The organism is Streptomyces sp. NBC_00620 (assembly GCF_026341825.1).
GTDB lineage: Bacteria > Actinomycetota > Actinomycetes > Streptomycetales > Streptomycetaceae > Streptomyces.
Map to the genome: position 1 here is coordinate 1,744,935 of NZ_JAPENY010000003.1, position 20,652 is coordinate 1,765,586.

The 20,652-nt window shown below is 71.2% G+C and carries 11 protein-coding genes; 5 read left to right on the forward strand and 6 right to left on the reverse strand.

The features are described 5' to 3' along the window. Positions 1-78: 78 nt before the first annotated feature. The 5 genes from OG246_RS38925 to OG246_RS38945 all read right to left on the reverse strand — a co-directional run bounded on the left by OG246_RS38925 (position 79) and on the right by OG246_RS38945 (position 4,739). The gene (locus tag OG246_RS38925; RefSeq protein WP_266473816.1) at positions 79-744 is read right to left on the reverse strand and encodes an isochorismatase family protein; all 666 of its coding nucleotides are present in this window, start codon (positions 742-744) and stop codon (positions 79-81) included. Then, the gene (locus OG246_RS38930; RefSeq protein ID WP_266473817.1) at positions 741-2,282 is read right to left on the reverse strand and encodes an MFS transporter; all 1,542 of its coding nucleotides are present in this window, start codon (positions 2,280-2,282) and stop codon (positions 741-743) included. Before OG246_RS38930 ends, OG246_RS38925 begins: the two co-directional genes overlap by 4 nt. Then, the gene (locus OG246_RS38935; RefSeq protein WP_266473818.1) at positions 2,282-2,512 is read right to left on the reverse strand and encodes a hypothetical protein; all 231 of its coding nucleotides are present in this window, start codon (positions 2,510-2,512) and stop codon (positions 2,282-2,284) included. The genes OG246_RS38930 and OG246_RS38935 overlap by 1 nt, the downstream gene beginning before the upstream one ends. Continuing rightward, the gene (gene rutA, locus OG246_RS38940; RefSeq protein ID WP_266473819.1) at positions 2,509-3,582 is read right to left on the reverse strand and encodes a pyrimidine utilization protein A; all 1,074 of its coding nucleotides are present in this window, start codon (positions 3,580-3,582) and stop codon (positions 2,509-2,511) included. Before rutA ends, OG246_RS38935 begins: the two co-directional genes overlap by 4 nt. Before the next feature lie 131 nt (positions 3,583-3,713). After that, positions 3,714-4,739, reverse strand: a complete 1,026-nt coding sequence (locus tag OG246_RS38945; protein WP_266473821.1) for a LacI family DNA-binding transcriptional regulator — start codon at positions 4,737-4,739, stop codon at positions 3,714-3,716. A gap of 170 nt (positions 4,740-4,909) precedes the next feature. On the opposite strand from OG246_RS38945, the gene OG246_RS38950 reads away from it, so the two are divergent. Then, positions 4,910-7,858, forward strand: coding sequence for a SpoIIE family protein phosphatase (locus OG246_RS38950; RefSeq protein WP_266473823.1), 2,949 nt, complete (start codon positions 4,910-4,912; stop codon positions 7,856-7,858). A gap of 63 nt (positions 7,859-7,921) precedes the next feature. Here OG246_RS38950 and OG246_RS38955 read toward each other — a convergent pair whose 3' ends face one another. Beyond that, positions 7,922-8,917 (reverse strand): LuxR C-terminal-related transcriptional regulator, encoded by a 996-nt coding sequence (locus OG246_RS38955; protein ID WP_266473825.1) that lies wholly within the window; start codon positions 8,915-8,917, stop codon positions 7,922-7,924. Positions 8,918-9,150: 233 nt separating this feature from the next. On the opposite strand from OG246_RS38955, the gene OG246_RS38960 reads away from it, so the two are divergent. The 4 genes from OG246_RS38960 (at position 9,151) to OG246_RS38975 (ending at position 20,648) form a co-directional block, all read left to right on the forward strand. Next, positions 9,151-10,446, forward strand: a complete 1,296-nt coding sequence (locus OG246_RS38960; RefSeq protein WP_266475021.1) for an MFS transporter — start codon at positions 9,151-9,153, stop codon at positions 10,444-10,446. Next, entirely contained in the window at positions 10,391-13,756 is a 3,366-nt protein-coding gene (locus OG246_RS38965) for a type I polyketide synthase (RefSeq protein ID WP_266473827.1), read from the forward strand. Before OG246_RS38960 ends, OG246_RS38965 begins: the two co-directional genes overlap by 56 nt. A 134-nt stretch (positions 13,757-13,890) precedes the next feature. After that, a complete protein-coding gene (locus tag OG246_RS38970; protein WP_266473829.1) occupies positions 13,891-19,344 on the forward strand; it encodes a MupA/Atu3671 family FMN-dependent luciferase-like monooxygenase in 5,454 nt (1,817 codons plus the stop codon). Next, a complete protein-coding gene (locus OG246_RS38975; RefSeq protein WP_266473831.1) occupies positions 19,341-20,648 on the forward strand; it encodes a M18 family aminopeptidase in 1,308 nt (435 codons plus the stop codon). The genes OG246_RS38970 and OG246_RS38975 overlap by 4 nt, the downstream gene beginning before the upstream one ends. The last annotated feature ends 4 nt before the right edge of the window (positions 20,649-20,652 follow it).

The following is a 20,652-nucleotide window of genomic DNA, read 5'->3' on the forward strand; positions in this document are numbered from 1 at the left end:
GTCCTGCCGGCCGAGCCGGTCCCCGCCCCGGACCGCGTCCACCAGACCCGGAGCGCTTCAGTGCTGGCCGGACTGTGGTTACTGGGCCCCGCTCATCTTTCCGAGGTACTCCTGGACGCGCCCGATCTGCCAGACCTCGCCGATCTTGTGCTTGATGTCGAAGAGATTCGCCGCGTGGACGTCAGGATCCCGGTCGCCCACGGCCTCCTCGACCACGACGGGTATGAATCCGTGCTGCATGGCGTCCAGAGCGGTGGCGCGGACGCAGCCGCTCGTGGAGAGTCCGCCGATGAGCAGGGTGTCGATTCCTTCGGCAGTGAGGTGAGCGGCCAGCTCGGTGCCGAAAAAGGCACTCGGATACTGCTTCGTCACGGTCAGTTCGTCCGCCACCGGGGCCAGCCCGTCGATGAACTCGCCGAAGGGGCTGCCCTCGGTGAATGCCCGCAGAGTGGGCACCTTGCGGAAGAAGACGCCGCCGTCGCTTCCGTCCGCCCGCAGCAGCACGCGCGTGACGATCACCGGAATCCCGGCCCGGCGCGCGTCGGCCAGCAGCACCCTCATCGCCTCGACCGCCGGTTCGACCCCGGCGTAGAGCGGACAGTCCGGGTCGACGTAAGCGCGGGCGGGGTCCACCAGGAGCAGAGCCGGGCAGGTCCCGGGGGTGAGCTCCCCGCCGAACCCGGCGCGCTCGTAGTCCTCCTGCTGGGCCTGCTGTGGGTGCGGGGACTGCTGGGAACCGGTCATGGCGACGTCCTTCGTGTGGTGGCGGGTTCCGGGCGGGCGTCCATGGCGGCGTCAGCGGTACGGGGCAACCGGAACGATGTGGGAAACGCCAGGCAGATCGCTCCCCCCGCCACGGCGATGCCCGTGAGGACGAACCCCGTGACGCGGATGTTGGCGACGAACCGGCTCAACTCGCCCGACGCGAGCACGTTCAGCGTGTTCAGTGTCCCTTCGTACGCGGCGTTCCGGGCCGGTTCGCTCAGTCCCGCCGTCGTGCACGCGAGTGCGAGCGCCGTGCTGAGCAGATAGCCCACGTTCTGCGTGGTCGACCGCAGGCCGTTGGCCACTCCGCGCCGGGCCGCCGGCACGCCGAGCATCAGCGCGCTCGTACTGGGCGTCATGAACAGCCCGGTGCCGGCCCCTATGAGGAAGAGGAACGGGGCCACGGTCCAGAAGGGCACAGCCGCCGGCGACAGCGTCAGCGTGAAGCCCAGCAGCCCGCACGCCGTCACCGCCATGCCTGCCGTCGTCAGCGCTCGCGGAGTGAAACGGCCGAAGAGCGAACCGGCGGCCGCCGAGCTGATCAGCGTGCCGATCGCGACCGGTGTCACCAGCACCCCCGCCTCCAGTGACGTGGCCCCGCCGGCCGCCTGCTCGTGCAACGACGCCAGCAGGACGACGGCGTAGGTGCCGACCGCGTTGGCGAGCACGGCCGCGAGCACCAGGGCGATCGCGCGGGTACGCAGCAACGCCACGTCGACCAGGGGGTACGGCCGCCGCGTCTGGACGAGGACGAACACCGCGAACAGCACGACGGCCGCGCCGCCGCAGACCCACGGCAGCCATCCGGCGACCGTGGCCGTGGCGCGAGGGGTGAGTGCGAGGACCAGAGTGGTCAGCATCGCCATGGACAGCAGTGCGCCCAGCAGGTCGAACGGTTCACGGACCCCGCCGGACCGCCGGACCGTACTGCCTCCGCTCGGCGGAATGAGCGGAACGACCAGCGCCGATGCGACGATCGCGGCCAGTCCGATCGGCACGCAGACGACGAACAGCCCACGCCAGCCGAGCAGTTCGCTCGCCGCGCCGCCGACAACCGGCCCGGCGACCTGGGCCACCGCGGCCACCGTCACGTTCCAGCCGAGCGCCCGGCCCAGGGTCCGCGCGGGGAACACGTCGGTCAGCAGGGCGGTGTTGTTGGTGATCACCGCGGCGGCACCGACCGCCTGCACGACCCGTGCCGCGATCAGGAACTCCGCCGACGGGGACAGCGCCGCGAGCCCGGTCGCGGCGGTGAAGACGACAAGCCCGGCCAGATAGAGCCTGCGGCGGCCGACAAGGTCGGCGATCCGGCCGAAGACGAGGATCAGCGCGGTGGTGCCCAGCATGTAGCCGAGCAGGATCCAGTCGGCCTGACCGGGGCCCGCCCCCAGCTCCCTGGTGATCGTGGGCAGCGCGACGGCAAGACCGCTCATGTTGAGGAACACGGCAACCACACCCACCGCGGTGGCGGCGAACACCCACCGCGGATCACGGACGGCGGGCCCCTCCCCGGGCATCAGGCCGACCACACGTCCAGGCCATCGGGGGCCCGCTCGTGATGGCCCGTCACCGACTGGAGTACCTCGGCCGGCCCCAGACGGACGTCGTCGGCCCAGGGGCGCCCGACGAGTTGCACACCCGTCGGCAGTCCCCCGGCGGGGGCGGCGAACGGTCGTCGGACGTACAGGAGTCGGCACCCCCGGAGCCGACGCGCGCGGACTCCGACGACGTTCACCGCATCGTTCACCGGGGAAGCGAGCGCGACTTCATCAGCGGCTGGATGCGTGTACCGAAGTTCTCCAGGCCTTCGAGGAAGTCGTCGAAGACGAGCATGATCCCCTTGGTACCCGCGACTTCGGTGACCTCGTCGAGCATGCTCGCGACGGTCTCGTACGACCCGACCAGCGTGCCCATGTTGAAGTTCACCGCACCCTCGGGCAGCGCGATGGTCCGGGCCGTCGACGTGCCGTCGGAGGTCGTGTCCGTGGCCGTCTCCCCCGCCATGTACGCCAGCGCGGCGTGGTCCGCGTTGTCGTGGTAGTCCTGCCACTTGGCCTGGGCGGCCTCGTCGGTCTCGTCGGCGATGACCATGAAGAGCGAGAGTGCGCCGACGTCACGGCCGGTCTTCTTCGCCGCGTCGACGAGGGTGGCCGTGGTGTCCGAGAGCGCGAGCGGGGTGTTGACGCCGCTGCCCAGGATGAAGTTGTACTGGGCGTGCTCGGCGGCGAACTTCATGCCGGTGTTGCTCTGGCCGGCGGCGACGATGTCGATGTGCCCGTTCGCCGGGCGCGGGGACAGCACGCAGTCGTCCATCTTGTAGAACTCGCCCTTGAAGTTGCTGACGCCCTCGCTCCACAGCTCCTTCATCACGGTGACGTACTCGGCGGCCCGCGCGTAGCGGTTGCCGAAGTGCTCGTCCCCTGGCCACAGGCCCATCTGGGAGTACTCGCCGGGTGCCCAGCCGCTGACGATGTTGATGCCGAAGCGCCCTGGGGCGATCGAGTCGATCGTCACCGCCATGCGCGCGACGATGGCGGGCTCCAGCGCGAGGATCGGTGTGGAGGCATACAGCTTGATGCGCTCCGTCACGGCGGCCAAGCCCGCCATCAGCGTGAACGACTCCAGGTTGTGGTCCCAGAACTCGGTCTCGCCGCCGAATCCCTTGAGCTTGATCATCGACAGCGCGAAGTCGAGCCCGTGTTCCTCCGCCTTCTGCACGATGGCCTTGTTCAGCTCGAAGCTCGGCAGGTACTGGGGCGAACTCTTCGATATGAGCCAGCCGTTGTTGCCGATGGGGATGAAGACGCCGATGTCCATGCCGCTCCTGGTTGGCGGGTGGGGTGAGCCTGACGGGGTATCAACGTGCTTGTGTGATCGATGAGTTCCAGAATGACTTCGAATGTATTCGTCGATCATTACTGGCCCCCTCCCGATCTGTGAACGGTGCGCTACACCGCGGTCGTGCTGCCGCGCCGAACGAGCTCGACACCGAAGTTCCGGTGCACCGGCCGCCCGGCCGCCCCGTCGATCCGGGCGAGCAGCAGCTTCGCCGCCGTCGCGGCCATGTCCCGCAGGGGCTGGCGCACAGTGGAAAGGTCGAACATCGACCAGCCGGACGCCTCCAGGTCGTTGTAGCCGATCACGGAGACGTCGCCCGGCACGTCCAGGCCGAGCCGCTGTGCCGCGTCGAGCGTCCCGTACGCCACGTAGTCGGTGACGCAGAACAGAGCCGTCGGCCTCCGCGCGGCCGGTCCTGCGAGCAGCGTCCGGCCACCCTCGAATCCGGTCGCCGGATCGATCCGGCCGCGGAACACCAGCGCCTCGCCGAGCGGCCGGCCTGCCTCGGCGAGGGCGTCCCGGAACCCCTTCTCGCGCAGCGCGACCCCGGCGTTCCCCAAGGGGCCCGAGACCAGCCCGATCCGTCGGTGACCGAGTTCCAGCAGATGCCCGGCGACCAGTCGGCCCCCGTGTTCATTGTCCGAGGTGACCCGGTCGGCGACAGACGCCCGGCCCGCCCCGTCGAGGTCGCGGTTCAGGATGACGAGCGGGATCCGCCAGTCGATCAGTTCCGACACCATGGGCGAGTCGAGCCACGGCGAGATGTACACGACGCCGTCGACGAGGCCGCCCCGCAGGGCCCGGACGTCCCGGTCGAGCGCGCCCTCGGCACGGTCGCCGAGCAGCAGGATCCGGTACTCGTGCCGGGTGAACTCGTCCCGCAGCGTGTCGACCAGCATGGGATACGACGGGTTGCGCAGATCACGGCTGACGATCGCGATGCTCCACGACTTACGGGTGACCAGCCGGCGGGCGGTGACGAGCGGGACGTAGCCCATCTCGGCCGCGATCGCCCGGATCCGGTCGCGTGTCTCCCGCACGACGCGGGGATCGTCGCGCAGCGCCCGCGACACGGTCGACTGGGACACCTGCGCCTTGCGCGCCACGTCGTAGCTCGTCACCGGCCGCTGCACCACGGTCGGATACTAGTGCCCTACGCAGTGTCACCAACCGGAACCTCGGCGTGACCGACCAGTAACTCGTCCTGAATTTCCGCCAGTTGATGCAGGCATCCGCTGCCGGAGCCGCAGGTGTGGATCCTGCGAAGCAACGCATCACGTGAGACTGGAACGGTAAAGTCCGCGGCATGAACGCGCGTCTGGCTCTACTCGGCACGGTGGATCCCAGCGTCGCGGAGAGCGAGGTCTTCCGGCTGGCACTCCAGCACGCCGTGGGAGAGCTGGGCGCCCTGGGGGGAACGATTCACCTTCGCGGCCCCATGTCCGCGCTGCGCCTGGTGTCGTCCACCGGTCTGCCTCCCGCGCTCACCCGCTCCTGGGAGATCATCGACCAGGAGGGGCCGTTGGCCCAGGCCCGGGCCGTGCACCAGGGCCGTGGCGTGTGGGTGCCGCGGAAGCCCAGGCCCACGGACGCGTCGAACACGGAAGTCATCTGGCCCGGCACCGGCCTGGCCGCTTTACCGCTGTTCGGCGGGGACCGCAGCATCGGCGCGCTCACGGTCCTGACGAGCGACCAGGGCGAGCCCACCCCCCAGCAGTGGGACTTCCTCCGGGCGCTGATCACCTGGACCGAAGAGCGCATGAGCCAGGCCCCGCCGCCCTCCACGCCCTCCCGGAGGGAGCTGAGCGGTGACCGTGACCGCCTGCGGCAGGCCTTGAAAGAGGTCAGAGTCGGCTCGTGGGACTGGGACATCCAGGGCGGCGAGCTGCTGTGGGACGAGGCGGCCCTGGAGCTGTACGGCACCAGGCCGGAGGACTACACCGCCAGGGTCGAGAACTGGATGGTGTGCGTCCACCCCGACGACCTGGCGCCGACGCTGGACGCGGTGGACCGGGCGATCCGCGACCACGACGTGTTCGAGGCCGAGTACCGGGTACGGCGCCTGGACGGCACGTACGGCTGGACGCAGGCCCGCGGCCGGGCGACGTACCACGAGGACGGCGAACCCCACCGGATGATCGGCCTGGGCTGGGAGAGCAACGAGTCCCGTTCCGCCCGGGACGCGCTCAGCCGCGCCCTGCGCCACATGAGCGACGGCTTCCTCGCGGTGGACGACGAGTGGCGGATCACCTTCGCCAACCTGGAGGCGGAACGCACGCTGGGCTTCTCCGAGGAGGAGTTGTTCGGGCGTCTGCTGTGGGAGCTGCCCGCCACCCGGGAGGTTCCCGGCATGGAGAGCCGCTGCCGGGAGGCCGCGGCCGAGGAGAGGTCCGTCGGCTTCGACGTGCGGATGGGGGACACCGGCCGTCGCCACCACGTGCGGCTGGTCCCGGGCCCCGATGGCCGCACCCTCTATCTCACCGACGTCACCGAGAAACGGCAGCACGAGGAGGAGCGCCGGGCGTCCGAGCGCGCCGCCGGCCAACGTGCGGCCCGTATGGGTGAGTTGACGACCGCCCTCGCCAAGGCGACGACCTCGCAGGACGTGGTGGACGCGGTCGCGCTCCGGGTGCTCCCGCCGTTCGCCGCCGCCGGCCTCCTGGTGCAGGCCATCGAGGGCGACCGGCTGTACAACGTGGGTGCGGTCGGATACCCGGAGGGCTTTCTCTCCACGGTCAACAGCCGCCCCCGCGCGTCCGGCGACCCGTCCTGGGAGACGATCACGTCCGGTACGCCCCTGTTCCTGTCCTCCGTGCAGGAGTTCACCGCGCGTGCACCGCGGCTGACCGACTCGCCCGACCGTACGGGCATGCAGTCCTGGGCGTTCCTGCCGCTGACGGCGTCCGGCCACACCTTCGGCGTGTGCGTCGTGGCCTTCGACCGCCCGCGCCGCCTCGACGACGAGGAGCGCACCCTGCTGACCACGATCAGCGCTCTCGTCGCCCAGGCCCTGGAGCGGGCCCGCCTGTACGACGCCGAGCACACCCGCTCCCGCGAACTCCAGCGGAGCCTGCTCCCCCGCGCCCTGCCCGACCTGCCCGCCTGCACCGCGGCGGCCCGCTATCTGCCGGCCGGCCAGGGCATGGACGTGGGCGGCGACTGGTACGACATCATCCCGCTCTCGGGCGGCCAGGTCGCCCTGGTGGTGGGCGATGTCATGGGCCACGGCCTGCCGGAGGCGGCGACGATGGGCCGCCTGCGCACGGCGGTCCACACCCTCGCCGACCTGGAACTCCCGCCCGACGAGATCATGAGCCACCTCAACGACCTGGTCGCCGGCATGGGCGAGGAGTCGTACGTGACCTGCCTGTACGCGCTCTACGACTCGACGACCCAGATCTGCTCCATCGCGCGGGCCGGCCATCCCCCGCCGGCGGTGGTCCACCCCGACGGCACGGTCATCTTCCCGCCCCTGGAGGCGGACCCGCCGCTGGGTGCGGCGGAACCCCCTTTCGAGACGGTCGAGTTGATGGTGCCGGAGGGAAGCCTGCTGGTGCTCTACACCGACGGCCTGGTGGAGTCGTCGAAGCGCGAGATGGAGGAGGGCATGGCGGATCTGGCGCGCCTGCTGCACGAGGCGCACCAGGCCGAGCCCGGCACGGACATCGATCTGGAGCGCCTCTGCGACACCCTGACGACGGGTCTGCTCCCCGCCGAGCACGCGACGACCGACGACGCGGCCCTGCTCGTGGCCCGCCTGCACGCCCTCACCGGCGACCGGATGGCCTCCTGGCCCCTCCCCGAGGACCCACGAGCGGCCGGCCAGGCCCGCCGCCACGTCCGCGAACAGCTCTCCCTGTGGGGCCTGGACGACCTGACCCCGACCACGGAACTCCTGGCCAGCGAACTGGTGGGCAACGTGATTCGCCACGCCAGAGGCCCACTGCACCTGCGCCTCCTGCACGGCGCCGAACTGATCTGCGAGGTCTTCGACGGCAGCCTGACGATGCCCCGAATACGCCGCGCGACGGAAACCGACGAGGGCGGCCGCGGCCTGCAACTGGTCACGGCCCTCTCCCAACGCTGGGGCACGCGCTACACGGCCACCGGCAAATGCATCTGGACAGAACAGGCACTGCTCACCCCGGAGAGCCGACAGGAACCGCCGTCCGGCGCCTTGGACTTGGTGTTCCTGGACACGGATGAGTTCACAGGGGACTTGGACGCCCTGCTCCTCGCGGACGAGGACCGATAGCGATGTCCCGCGGTGACGGCCTCCGCGACTGAGCGGACCCGAGATCGGGGTCGGCGGCGGACATCAGTCGTCGCTCTCCAGCAGCCCGGTGGTGGCCACCAGATAGCCGAGTTGGGCCCGGCTGCCGCTGCCCAGCTGGGCGGAGACCTTGCGGACGTGTTCGGCCACGCTGCGGCGGCTCATTCCCAGGCGGCGGGCGATGACGCTGTCCGTCTCGCCGGAGATCACGGCCCGCAGAATGGTCCGCTGCAGATCGGAGGCGACGACATCGTTGCGCGGCGCCGAGGACGTGTCGTGCACCGGCGTCGCGTGCTCCCAGGTCTGGTCGAAGGACCGGGCCAGGAAGCGGACCAGTGACGGGTCCCTGATCTGCACCACTCCGTCGGCCGTTTCGTCGGACACGGGGACGAAGGCGACTTCGCGGTCGCAGATGATGAAGCGTTCGACGACCTCGGCCAGGGTTCGCACCTCGGCACCGGCCGCCGTGACCTGCTCGATGTACGACATGGTCGGGCGGTGGGTCTGGACGGTGTGCTGGTAGACGGTGCGCTGGCGAACTCCCCGGTCGAGCGCCCGTAAGTCCCTGAGCAGGGCTTGGGCGAGCACCGACTCGGGCCGTCCGCCGCCGGGCTGTGCCGTGAGCAGCTCGGCCCGGCAACTGCCCACGGCTGCTTCGAGCGCCGCGTTGATGACGGCCTTTCCGGCGAGCCGCGCGATCGAGGGCCGCGCCGCCTCCTGCTCCTGTGTGTACACCGCTTCGAAGGCTGCCAGCCGGGCCTTGACGGACCGCAAGGCCATCCGCTGGCGGGCAAGGAGGTCCTCCAGGGGGCCGGCCGTGGCGAAGGCCGCCGCGGCGGGTGGTACGGGCACGGCGTACTCCGGCACCTCCGGGGCGTCGATGACGAGATGGAGTTCGCGCAAGCAGGTCGGCACCTCGCCGCGGGCGAGGCGGCCCTCGCGCAGCGCTTCTCGGTAGACGGCCAGTGCCGCCTCGCAGGGTTGTTCCAGAGGCGATTGGCCGCAATTGCATGAGGCGGTACCGGATTGCTCTTGCTTCACAACTGTGCAGATTACATTCGTCCGCATCGACTCCCGAACGGGCGAGCGAGAGCCTGCCTATGGTGAACGGAGCGCCCTCGCTCGTGCGTTCACGAACGAGGGTGCCCCATGTTCGGCTATGCGCGACACGACCATCTCTCGGGGCGGGTTCATTCGTGACGACCGGCACGGCAGCGCTCAGGGAACAGGCGCTCAGGGAACAGGCGCTCAGGGAACAGCGGTACCGGATCCTGGTGACCGGCTACGCGGTCTCGTCGTACGGCACGTTCCTCAACATGGTGGCGCTCAACCTGTACGTGTACGCCGTGACCGGACGGGCGCTGGCCGTCGGCGTGTTCATGGCCGTGCGGCTCGGTGCGGGTTTCGTCGCGGGTCTGGTGGCCGGCTCGGTGCTCGCCCGGTGGTCCGCGAAAGGGGTCATGTTCTGGGTCAACGTGGCCCAGGCGGCGGCGCTGCTGCTCCTGGTCGTGGCCCCGGACGGGCTCCACACCGTCTCGCTGTTCGTCGTCTCGGCGGTGGTCGGCTTCTCCGGCACCGTGTTCATGGTCGCCCTGCGCAGCTCCATTCCGGAGATCGTGGGTGATGATCGCAAGACCTGGGCGAACTCGTTCATGGTCAGCGGGCGTTCGCTTGCCATGGTGGCCGGATTCGCGTCGTCGGGCGTGGTGGTGTCCCTGCTCGGCTACACCGCGGCCTTCCTGGTGGACATGGCCTCCTTCCTGGTGTGCGCGATCACCGTTGCTTCTCTCCCCTTGGCTCTGAGCCCCGTGGGCAAGGAGAGCGGGGAGACCGCCGCCGGGGACGCCGGGACGAAGGGTGGGTTCCTCTCCCGCTTCATGGCGCTCGGCGCGGTACCGGCGCTCGCTCTGATGGTGCTGCTGCGCGGGGTCGACGCCCTGGGTTCCTCGTCGCACAACGCGGCCCTGCCCGTGTACTCCACCGAGATCGACGCGGACAACCCGGCCGTGTTCGTCAGTGTCTTCTGGTGTGTTTGGGCGCTCGGCAACATCCTCGTCCAGCAGGTGTTGCAGCGGTACACCAAACGGACCGGCCGCTCGGTCGGAGCGCTGGGCTTCGGGCTCGGCACCATCGCGATGTCCGGCGCCTTCATCCTGGCCTTCGCCGGGCTCCCGTGGGCCGCGACGATCGTGATCGCCCTGCTGGCGGGAGCGGCCGACGGGCTCACCGAAGTGTCGTACACCTCGCATCTGCAGACCCTGCCGGGCGCGGTGCGCACCCACGCGTTCGGGACCTCGGCCACGGTGGAGAACCTCGGGTTCGGCGTCGGCATGATCGTGGTCGCCGCCGCCCTTGACTCCTTCACGGCGCTGTCGGTCGTGGGAGTCGCACACGGCGTCGCCATCGCCGTCGCGCTGGTCTTCGTGGTCCGGGTGCTGCGGCAGCGCGGCCGCGGCGCTGGGGAGGCGGTATCGGCGAGTGAGGGAAGCAGCGGGAGTCAGAAGGGGGCAGGCGATGCAGGACCGGCGCGTGGCGGTCGTCGGGATGGCGCTGAGGTTTCCGGGGGCTGAGACGCCCGAGCAGTACTGGCACGACATCCGGTCCGGCGTATCGCACGTACGGCGTTTCACCGATGCGGAGTTCGCGGCCGCGGGGTTCGCCGAGGATCTCTACCGGGACCCGGATTTCACGGGAGCCAGTGCGCTGCTGCACGACGTGGACGGCTTCGACGCCAGGTTCTTCGGGATGAGCGGTCGCGAGGCCGCCCTGACCGATCCGCAGCAGCGGCTGTTCCTGGAGTGCTGCCATCACGCGCTGGAGGACGCCGGGTACGCCGGTTCGGGCGAGCGGGTCGGTGTGTACGCGAGCGTCGGCTACCGCCTCTACTCCCTGCACAGCTATCTGGCCTCCAACATCGGCGAGTCGTTCCGCGGCGCCGACTGGAACGCCGTGAAGCAGATCCAGGTCGGCAACTACGCCGACTTCACCGCCAATCGGGCGGCGTTCCGGCTCGGGCTCGACGGGCCCGCGGTGAACGTCGCCACGGCCTGTTCGAGCGCGCTCGTCTCGGTCCACCTGGCCTGTCAGGCTCTCCTGGCGGGCGACGCGGAGGCGATGGTGGTGGGTTCCGCGGCGCTGCATCTGCCGCAGGTCACCGGGCACCGGCACATGAAGGGCTCGACGATCTCCAAGAGCGGCGCGGTCCGGGCCTTCGACGCCGGGGCGGACGGCACGGTCGGCGGCAACGGGGTGGCCGCCGTGGTGCTCAAGCCGCTGGCGAAGGCGCTCGCCGACGGCGACACCGTGCACGCGGTCGTACTGGGCTCCGCCGTCACCAACGACGGTGCGGACAAGGCCGGTTTCGCGGCTCCCGGTGTCGCGGGCCAACGGGACGCGGTGCTCGGAGCGCTGGAGCGGGCCGGGGTCTCCGCCGATGGGATCGGCTATCTGGAGGCGCACGGCACCGGCACCTACAAGGGTGATCCGATCGAATTCGCCGCGCTCACCGAGGCGTTCCGCCGGCACACCGACCGCACGGGATTCTGCGCGCTGGGCTCGACCAAGCCGGCCATCGGACACCTGGACAGCGCCGCGGGCCTCGCCGGACTGATCAAGGCCGTCCTGGTCCTGCGCCACGGTGTCATTCCCCCGCTGGTGAACTTCACCCGGCCCAATCCTCAACTCGGTCTGGACGACAGCCCGTTCGTGCTGCCGCAGCGGTCCACCGCGTGGCCGTCCCACGGCCCCCGGCGCGCGGGCGTCCACTCCATCGGCATGGGCGGGACCAACGCGCATGTGGTTCTGGAGGAGGCCCCGGCGGCGTCCGTACGGGTGGAGGGTGCTCCGGTGCCCGCGCTGCTGCCGCTGTCCGCGCAGAGCCCCGAGGCCCTGGAGGCGTACGCCCGTTCCTTCCGCGACGCACTGGTGCACGACCCGGACATCGCACCGGCCGACCTGGTGGCGACGACCGCGCTCGGGCGTCGGCACCTGTCGCTGCGGCTGGTCGTCACGGCGCCCGCCGAGGGCCTGGTGGCCGCACTCGACGCGTTCCTCGCGGATCGGCGAGGGACAGTTCTCGCCGGCTCGTCGGCGTCCGCGGCGCCCACCGCGCCGTACCGCACGGGGATCGCGGCGTCCATCGCGCCGTACCGCACGGGGACCGTTGACATCACCGCACCGGCCGCCGCGCCCGCGTACGTCTTCAGCGGTCAGGGCGGTGGTCGTCCCGGCATGGCCGCGGCGCTCGCCGGGCGGTTCCCCGTGGTGGCCGACGTCCTTGGACAGTGCGCCCGTGTCCATGAGGAGGAGACCGGGGAGCGGTACTTCCTCGAGCGGCTGGTCGGCGGGGAGGGCCCGCAGCGGTGGGACACCGCCTTCGCCCAGCCTGCGATCTTCGCCTTCCAGGTCGCGCAGGCCATGCTGTGGCGGCGGTTCGGGGTGTCCCCCGTCACCGTCGCCGGGCACAGCGCCGGGGAGTTCGCGGCCCTGTGCGTCGCGGGAGCCCTGTCCGTGTCGGACGGTATGCGGCTGATGTGCCGCAGGGGCCGGCTCATGCAGGACACCGAACCCGGCGCGATGCTCGCCGTGTTCGCTCCGCCGGAGCGTGTGCGCCAACTCCTTGACGACATCGGCCGGTCAGGGCACGAGCGCCTCGAACTCGCGGTGTCCAACGGGCCTGTGAACCATGTGGTCGCCGGCCGCCCGGAGGCCGTGGAAGCGGCCCGGGCATGGCTGGCCGAGCACGGCATCGCGGGCGAGCCGCTCCCCGTCGACCGCGCCTTCCACACGGAGCTGCTCGACCCGGTACTCGACGAGCTGCGGGTGGCCGTGGAGAAGACCGAACTGCGCCCGGTGGAGGTGGAGTTCGTCAGCGGACTCGACGGGGCGGTGCGTCCGCGGGGCTGGCTGCCCGATACCGGGTACCTCGTACGTCAGGCCCGGCAACCGGCCGACTTCCACGCGGTGTTGAGGACGCTCGCGCAGCGCGACGTGCTGGTCGAGCTGGGGCCCGGGGCGCCGCTCACCGGCATGGTGCGGCGGGCGCTGCCCGGCACCCGCTGCGTTCCGACCCAGGGCCGCGAGCCCGGTACGGACGGCCTGTGGTCGGCGGTGGCCGGGCTGCACTGCGCCGGCGTCGGGATCGACTGGGCGGCGCTCCTCGACAGCTGCGGGGGCCGCCGGATCCCACTGCCCACGTACCCGTTCCAGCACCGGTCGTACTGGACCGGCCCGCCGCCGTATCCCGGTTCGCCACCGCGTCCCCGTCCGGCAGCGGACCCCGTACCCGCAACCGAAGGTTCCATGGAGGTTGGCATGACCGAACAGGCAGTCCTGGAACGGGTACTTGAGCTCACCGCGCAGCACCTCGGATATCGCGCCGACGAGCTCGGTGCCGGGGACGCCTTTGTTGCTCTCGGTGCCGACTCTCTCCAACTGATCGGGATATTGCGGCAGTTGGAGGGTGAGTTCGGGGTGCGGGTCTCCGCTCAGGAGCTCCTCGAAGAGGCGGCCACGCCGGAGCTGACCGCGCGTCTGATCGCGTCGCGGGCGGGAGGGGGCGAGCCGGAGCGGGCGTCTTCGCCTGCGCCTACGCCTGAGGCCACGGTGCCCTTCCCCGCCCCGACCGCCGCCGAGCCGCTTGCCGCCCCGGCCTCACAGCCCCTCACGCCCCCGGCCGCGCAGTCCCCCGTACCCCCGGCATCGCCACCCCCCGCACCTCCGGCAGCACAGTCCCCCACACCCCCGCCCCCGGATTACGCCTCCCGTGCCGAGATCGCCGAACTGACCCGTCAGGTCAACCTGCTCGCCGAGACTCAGGCGGCCATGCTGACCCAGCTCTCCGAGGCGGTCGCGCTTCTCACGGCCGAGCGCGCCCGGTGAGTGCGACCGCCGCGGACAGGGCCGCGGAACTCTCCCGGAAGCTCACCGCGCAACTCACCGCGGCCAGGAGCCGCACCACGACGGCACCTGTGTCACCCACGTCACCCCCGCCGCCCGCCGTACACGGCCCCCGCGTGACCCTCCCGGAAGGCTCCGGCATGGTGGGCGACACCGCCGGCGCCGCGCAGCGGGCCCACGCCGCCGAACTCAGCCGCCGACTGACCGAGCGCACCCGTACGTCCAAGGAGCAGGCGCAGAACCGGCGTTCCGTGCTCGCGGACAGCCGGGCGGTCGTCGGGTTCCGCCGTTCGACGAAGGAGACGCTGTACCCCCTCGCGGCCCGCTCGGCGCGCGGGGCTCATCTGACGGACGTGGACGGCAACGACTACACCGACATCACCATGGGCTTCGGTGCCCTTCTCTTCGGCCACGACCCGGAGTTCGTGACGCGGGCCGTACAGGAGCATCTCGCGCAGGGGCTGCGGTTCGGCCCCCGGCCCGTCGAAGCGGGTGAAGTCGCCCAGCTGCTGGCCGACTTGACGGGTATGGAGCGGGTCGCGTTCGCCAACTCCGGTACCGAGGCGAACTCGGCCGCCATCCGGCTCGCCCGCGCCGCCACCGGACGCGACCGCATCGTCATGTTCCGCGGGTCCTACCACGGCCACATCGACTCCGTGCTCGGCCGTCCCGGCCCCGACGCCGGTCGTGCGGTGCCCGTGTCGCACGGCATCCCGGACAGCGCCGTGGCCGAGCTGCTCGTCCTCGAATACGGCAGCCAGGAGGCCCTGGAGACCATCGACGCGCTGGGTGACACCATCGCCGCGGTCCTCGTCGAGCCGGTCCAGTGCCGCAACCCCGCCCTGCGCCCGGTCGACTTCCTGCGCGGTCTGCGCGAGCTCACCCGGCGCCGCGGCATCGTCCTGCTCTTCGACGAGATGCTCACCGGTCTCCGCCCGCACCCGCGCGGCGCACAGCACCACTTCGGTGTCGTCCCGGACCTGGCCACCTACGGCAAGGCATTGGGCAGCGGCTTCCCGATCGGCGCCATCGCGGGCCGCGCCGACATCCTGGACGGGGTGGACGGCGGCTTCTGGCGGTACGGCGACGACAGCCGCCCCGAGGTGGAGACCACCTTCTTCGGCGGTACGTACATGCAGCACCCGCTGTCCATGGCTGCGGCCAAGGCGGTGCTGACCCATCTCACCGCCGAGGGCCCGGGTCTCCAGGAACGGCTCAACGCCCGCACGGACGCCCTCGCCGCCGACCTGAACGGGTTCTTCGCGGGAGAGGAATTCCCCCTGGAACTAAGCCACTTCGGGTCCATGTTCCGGTTCACCCCCCGGGCCGACATGGAGCTGCTCTACCAGCACCTCCTGCTGCGCGGCGTCTACGTGTGGGAGTGGCGCAGCTTCTACCTGTCCACCGCCCACACCGACAGCGACATCGAGCGCGTCTCGGACTCGGTGAAGGACTCCCTGCGCGCCCTGCGCCAGGGCGGCTTCTTCCCGGCCACCCGCCCGCGCCCCGCGACGAACCCGAAGCCGAACCCGAAGCAGCGCCCCCGCCCGGCCCCCGACTTCGGGGTGTACTTCTTCGGCGACTACCCGGACGCACCCGCAGGCGGGGACGGAGAGTCGCAGCCGGCCTCCGAGGCCTACGACCGGATCATCGAGACGGCCCGTTTCGCCGACGAGCACGGCTTCAGCTCGCTGTGGATACCCGAGCGCCACTTCCATTCCTTCGGCGGTCTCTTCCCCAACCCGTCCGTGCTGGCGGCCGCGCTGGCCCGGGAGACCAGCCGCATCCGGCTGAACGCCGGTTCCGTCGTCCTGCCGCTGCACGATCCGGTCCGGGTCGCCGAGGAGTGGTCGGTGGTCGACAACCTCTCGGGCGGCCGGGTCGGCATCGGCTGCGCCACCGGCTGGCACGCGCAGGACTTCGCCCTCCACCCGGAGCGCTTCGGGAACCGCAAGGAGATCGCCTTCGCCCACCTCGACGACGTACGGACGCTGTGGGCGGGCGGCACTGTGCGGCGCGGGACAGGGGACGGCGAGGAGACGGACGTACGCATCCGGCCCGCTCCGGTGCAGGACATGCCGCCGATGTTCCTCGCCACCTCGGGCCGTCGTGATTCGTACGAGGAAGCGGCACGGCGTGACCTGGGCATCGTGACGAACCTGATGAACCAGACGGTCGCCGAGCTCGCGGAGAACATCGGCCACTACCGCAGGGCCCGTGAGAAGCACGGCCTCGACCCGGACGCGGGCCGGGTCACCGTGCTCCTGCACACCTATCTCGGGGACGACCACGCGACGGCGCGTGCGCAGGCGCTGGAACCGATGAGCCGGTATCTGCGCTCCTCGCTCCAATTGCGTTCCGCCGCGGGCGCGCTCGGCGCCGGGCCGCAGGACGTGGCCTCGGCGCGCGAGGAGGACCTGGACCATCTCTTCCGGCGGGCGTACGACCGCTACTGCGACGAGCGGGCGCTGATCGGCACGGTCGACACCTGCTCCCCGGTGGTGGACGCGCTGCGCGAGGCGGGCGTCGACGAGATCGCCGCGCTGGTCGACTTCGGCATGCCCGCCGACCTGATGCGTGCCGGACTGGAACGCCTCGACGCGCTGCGCGGGCGCCACCACACCTCCGACACCGATGTGTCGGCGCCTGCGACCGCCGCCCAGCGTCGGCTGTGGCTCGCCTCCCAGCTGATCGGCGACCGGGCCGCGTACAACGAGGTCCAGGCGGTGCGGCTGCGCGGCGCGCTGGACGTGGCGGATCTGACCCGTGCCGTGGCGGGTCTCGTGGCGCGGCACGCCGCACTGCGGACCGTGTTCCGCGCGGGCGGCGGGGACGAGACCGTACAGCAGGTCGTACGGGGCGGCCTGGACGTTCCGCTCCAAGTGACCGACGCCCGGGGGCAGGAGCCGGACGTGGCTGTCGCGGCGGTTCTGAAGGAGGAGAGCTCTCGGCCGTACGACCTGGCCGAGGGTCCGCTGTTCACGCCACGGCTTCTGACGCTCGCCGACGACGACCACGTCCTGGTGTTCGGCCTGCATCACATCGTCACCGACGCGCACTCCGCCGGGATCCTCGCGGCGGATCTGGAGGAGCTGTACCGGGCCGGGGTCGAGGGGCGTCCCGCGCGGTTCCCGACGCCGGCCGGCAGCACCGTGAGCGAGGTCGAGCCCGACCGGGACCCGGCCGATCTGGAGTGGTGGCGTACGTATCTCGCCCCGCTGCCGCCCGTGCCCGCGCTGCCCACCGACCGGCCGCGCGGCCGACGCGTGGCGGGCAGCGGCGCGGCCGCCGGGATCCGCCTCGACAGGGCTCGGACCGTCGCGCTCCAGCAGTGGAGCGGGCGGCAGGGCGTCACACTCTTCGCCACGCTCCTGACCGCCTGGCAGTTGGTGCTGCGCGAACGCTCGGGCCAGGACGAGTTCGTCGTCGGTTCCACCTTCGGCAGGCGCACGCCGGGGACCGCCGACACCGTCGGTTTCCATGTCGCCGTGCTGCCGCTGCGGGCGTCCCTGACGGACACGACATCGCTGACCGCCGCCGTACGGGCCACCCGCGACGCCCTGTTCGCGGCGGACGCGCACCAGTACGTCGACCTCGACGCGTTGCTGGCGAAGGTCAACCCCGACCGCGGCAGCCCGCGACCGCTGATCACCGTGTCGGCCGACCTCGACACCGTGCCGCTGACCCGGCTCGACCTGCCGGGACTGCGCTGCGAGGAGGTCGACGGAGGTACCGAATCGGCGCCGCTGGAAATGGCGTTGATGGTCATCAGGAGCGGCACCGGACTGCGTCTGCGCGTTCGCTACGACGCGGATCTCTTCGACGCGGGGACGGTTCAGGGGTATCTGGGCGACCTCGACCGGGTCCTCGGCGTCATGACGGGCGGTACCGCCGAACTGGTGGGGGACGTCGCCGCATCGTCCGCCGAGCCCCTCCACGAGGCGTTGCGCGGCGTCTGGAAGTCGGTTCTCGGGGTCGAGCACGTCGCCGACGACGCCAACTTCTTCGAACTGGGCGGCAATTCGATCGCGGCGATCCGGCTCGTGAACCGGGTGCGCGAGGTGCTGGGTGCCGAGATCGCCCTTGCGGACTTCTTCGCGGACGCGACCTTGAACGCGATGGCCCGCCAACTGGGCGGCGAGCGCGGCGACTTGGCGGAATCCGGCAGTGCGCGTGCCCCGGTCGCCCTCCCGCCGGCCGACGGCGAGGTCGTCGACCGGTCCCGGGTGAGTGACCAGCAGGACCGGATGATCGCCGGCCACTACTCCGTTCCTCAGGCCCAGATCTGGAACGTACCGACCAGGATCCGGTTCCGGGGAGCGTTCTCCCCCGACGCACTGCGCTCGGCACTCACCGAACTGACACACCGTCACTATGCCCTGCGCACACGCTTCGTGAAGGACGGCGAGGACGTCTGGTGGCAGGAGGTGACGGCCGCGCGGCCGTTGCGACTACGGGTCGACGACCTCAGCCGGCTCGATCCCGAGAGGCGCGCCGCGCGCGCCGACAAGGTGTGCCGCGAGCTGGCCGCGACCCCCATCGACATCACGCGCACGACGCTCGCCCCGCCGCGGCTGCTGCGGATCGCGGAGGACGAATGGGAGCTGATGTTCGTCCTGCACCACATCTGCGCCGACGGCTGGTCCCACTCGCTGCTCATCTCCGAACTCGCCGAGCTGTACAAGGCCGCCGCGTCCGGTACCGCGCACAACCTGCACGTGCCCTCCGCCCAGCCCACGGACTACGCCCGACACCAGCTGGAGGCGCGGGACCCGGACACCGAGGCCCGGCGGGCCACGTACTGCGCCACCTATCTGAAGGGGGTTCCGGTCCGGCTCGATGTCCCCACGGACCGGCCCCGGCCCGCGAAGCTCAGTGGTGACGGCGGCACCGTTCGCGGCGTGGGCACCGGTGAACTCCGTACGGCGCTGGAGGAGTTCGCGGCCGACCGGCGCGTGACCCCGTTCGCGGTCACGGTCGCGGCGCTCGGGATCCACCTCGCCCGTCTCTCTGGCGAACAGGACGTGCTGCTGAGCGTCCCGTACGCCAACCGCGAGGGCACGGAGTCGGAAACTCTGGTGGCGATGACCAGCACGGCGGTCATGGTCCGGGTGCGGATCGACCCCGCCGAGAGCTTCGCCGAACTCGTGGCGCGCATCGGTGCGGAGGCGCTCGCCGTGATGGCGAACGTCCTGCCCACCGCGCGGATCATGCAGGCGATGCGCGACGCGGGCGCCACCGAGGTCCCCGACCGGGTGCCGTACGTCCTGGCCTTCCAGAACTACCCCGACACCGACATCGAGATCCCCGGTCTCGACGTCACGGTGGAGGACCTGGCCCCGCCGGTGGCCCGGGCGGAACTGTGTTTCGGCATCTCGCCGCGCCGTGACCCGCGCCTCGGTTACCGGACCTTCCTGGAGTACTCGGCCGACCTGTGGGACAGGGAGTCGGCCGAGGATCTCCTCGCCTCCTATCTCACCCTGCTCGACGACCTGTGCGCACACCCCGACCGTCATGTCGCGGCGGCACTCACCCCGTACGCGACGCCCCGAGAGGCAGACTCCGAGTGACCATCGCCACCGACCGCAGCCACAACGAGGACCTGCTCGCCTTCCTCAAGGACAGTTCCTCGCCCTACCACGCCGTGGCCCATGCCGCGCGCCGCCTGGAGAAGGCGGGCTTCACGGAGCTGAGGGAGACCGAGGAGTGGACCGGGCTCAGCGGGGGCGGCTTCATCACCCGTGCCGGTGCCCTCGTCGCGTGGTACGTCCCCGAGGGCGCGCCCGCGCACACCCCCTTCCGGATCGTCGGAGCGCACACCGACTCCCCCAACCTACGGGTCAAGCCGACGCCCGACACCGCGTCCGCGGGCTGGCGCCAGATCGCCGTGGAGATCTACGGAGGCGTCCCGCTCAACACCTGGCTCGACCGGGACCTGGGCATCTCGGGGCGGCTCAGCCTGCGTGACGGCGGCTCGGCCCTCGTCAAGATCGACGAACCGCTGTTCCGCGTACCGCAGTTGGCCATCCATCTGGACCGCTCGGTCAACGAGGGCCTGTCGCTCGACCGGCAGCGCCAGACCCAGCCGATCTGGTCCCTGGGCGGGCGGGAGCCGGGCGCGCTGCTGCGGAAGGTCGCGGCGGAGGCCGACTTGGAGCCCGCGGAGATCCTCGGCTGGGACCTGATGCTGCACGACATCCAGGCGCCAGGGCACCTGGGCCTGGAGCGCGAGTTCCTGGTGTCCTCGCGCATGGACAACCTGGTGTCCGTGCACGCGGGCGTCACGGCGCTCACCGCGGCTGCCGACGCGTGGTCGAAGGGCGCCGGGCCCGCGGGCGGTTTCCGGATCCCGGTGCTCGCCGCCTTCGACCACGAGGAGTGCGGCAGCGGCTCGGAGACCGGCGCCCAAAGTCCGCTCCTGGAGCGCGTGTTGAGCCGCTCGCTGACCGCCCGTGGCGGCAGCGGCGAGGACTGGTCACGGGCGATGGCGGGTGCGTTCTGTGTGTCGGCCGACATGTCCCACGCGGTGCACCCCAACTACAGCGAGCGGCACGACCCGGACAACCATCCGCTGCCCAACGGCGGACCCGTGGTGAAGGTCAACGTCAACCAGCGGTACGCCACCGACGGCACCGGCTTCGCCGCCTTCGTGGCCGCCTGCGAGCGGGCCGGAGTGCCGTGGCAGCGGTTCGTGTCCAACAACGCGATGGGCTGCGGCACTTCGATCGGGCCGATCACCGCGGCCCGCCTGGGCGTGACCACGGTCGACGTGGGGGTGCCCGGCCTGTCCATGCACTCCGCGCGCGAGCTGGTCGGCGCCAGGGATCCCGGCCATCTGGCCCGGGCGCTCACCGAGTTCGTCACGGCAGGCTGACAAC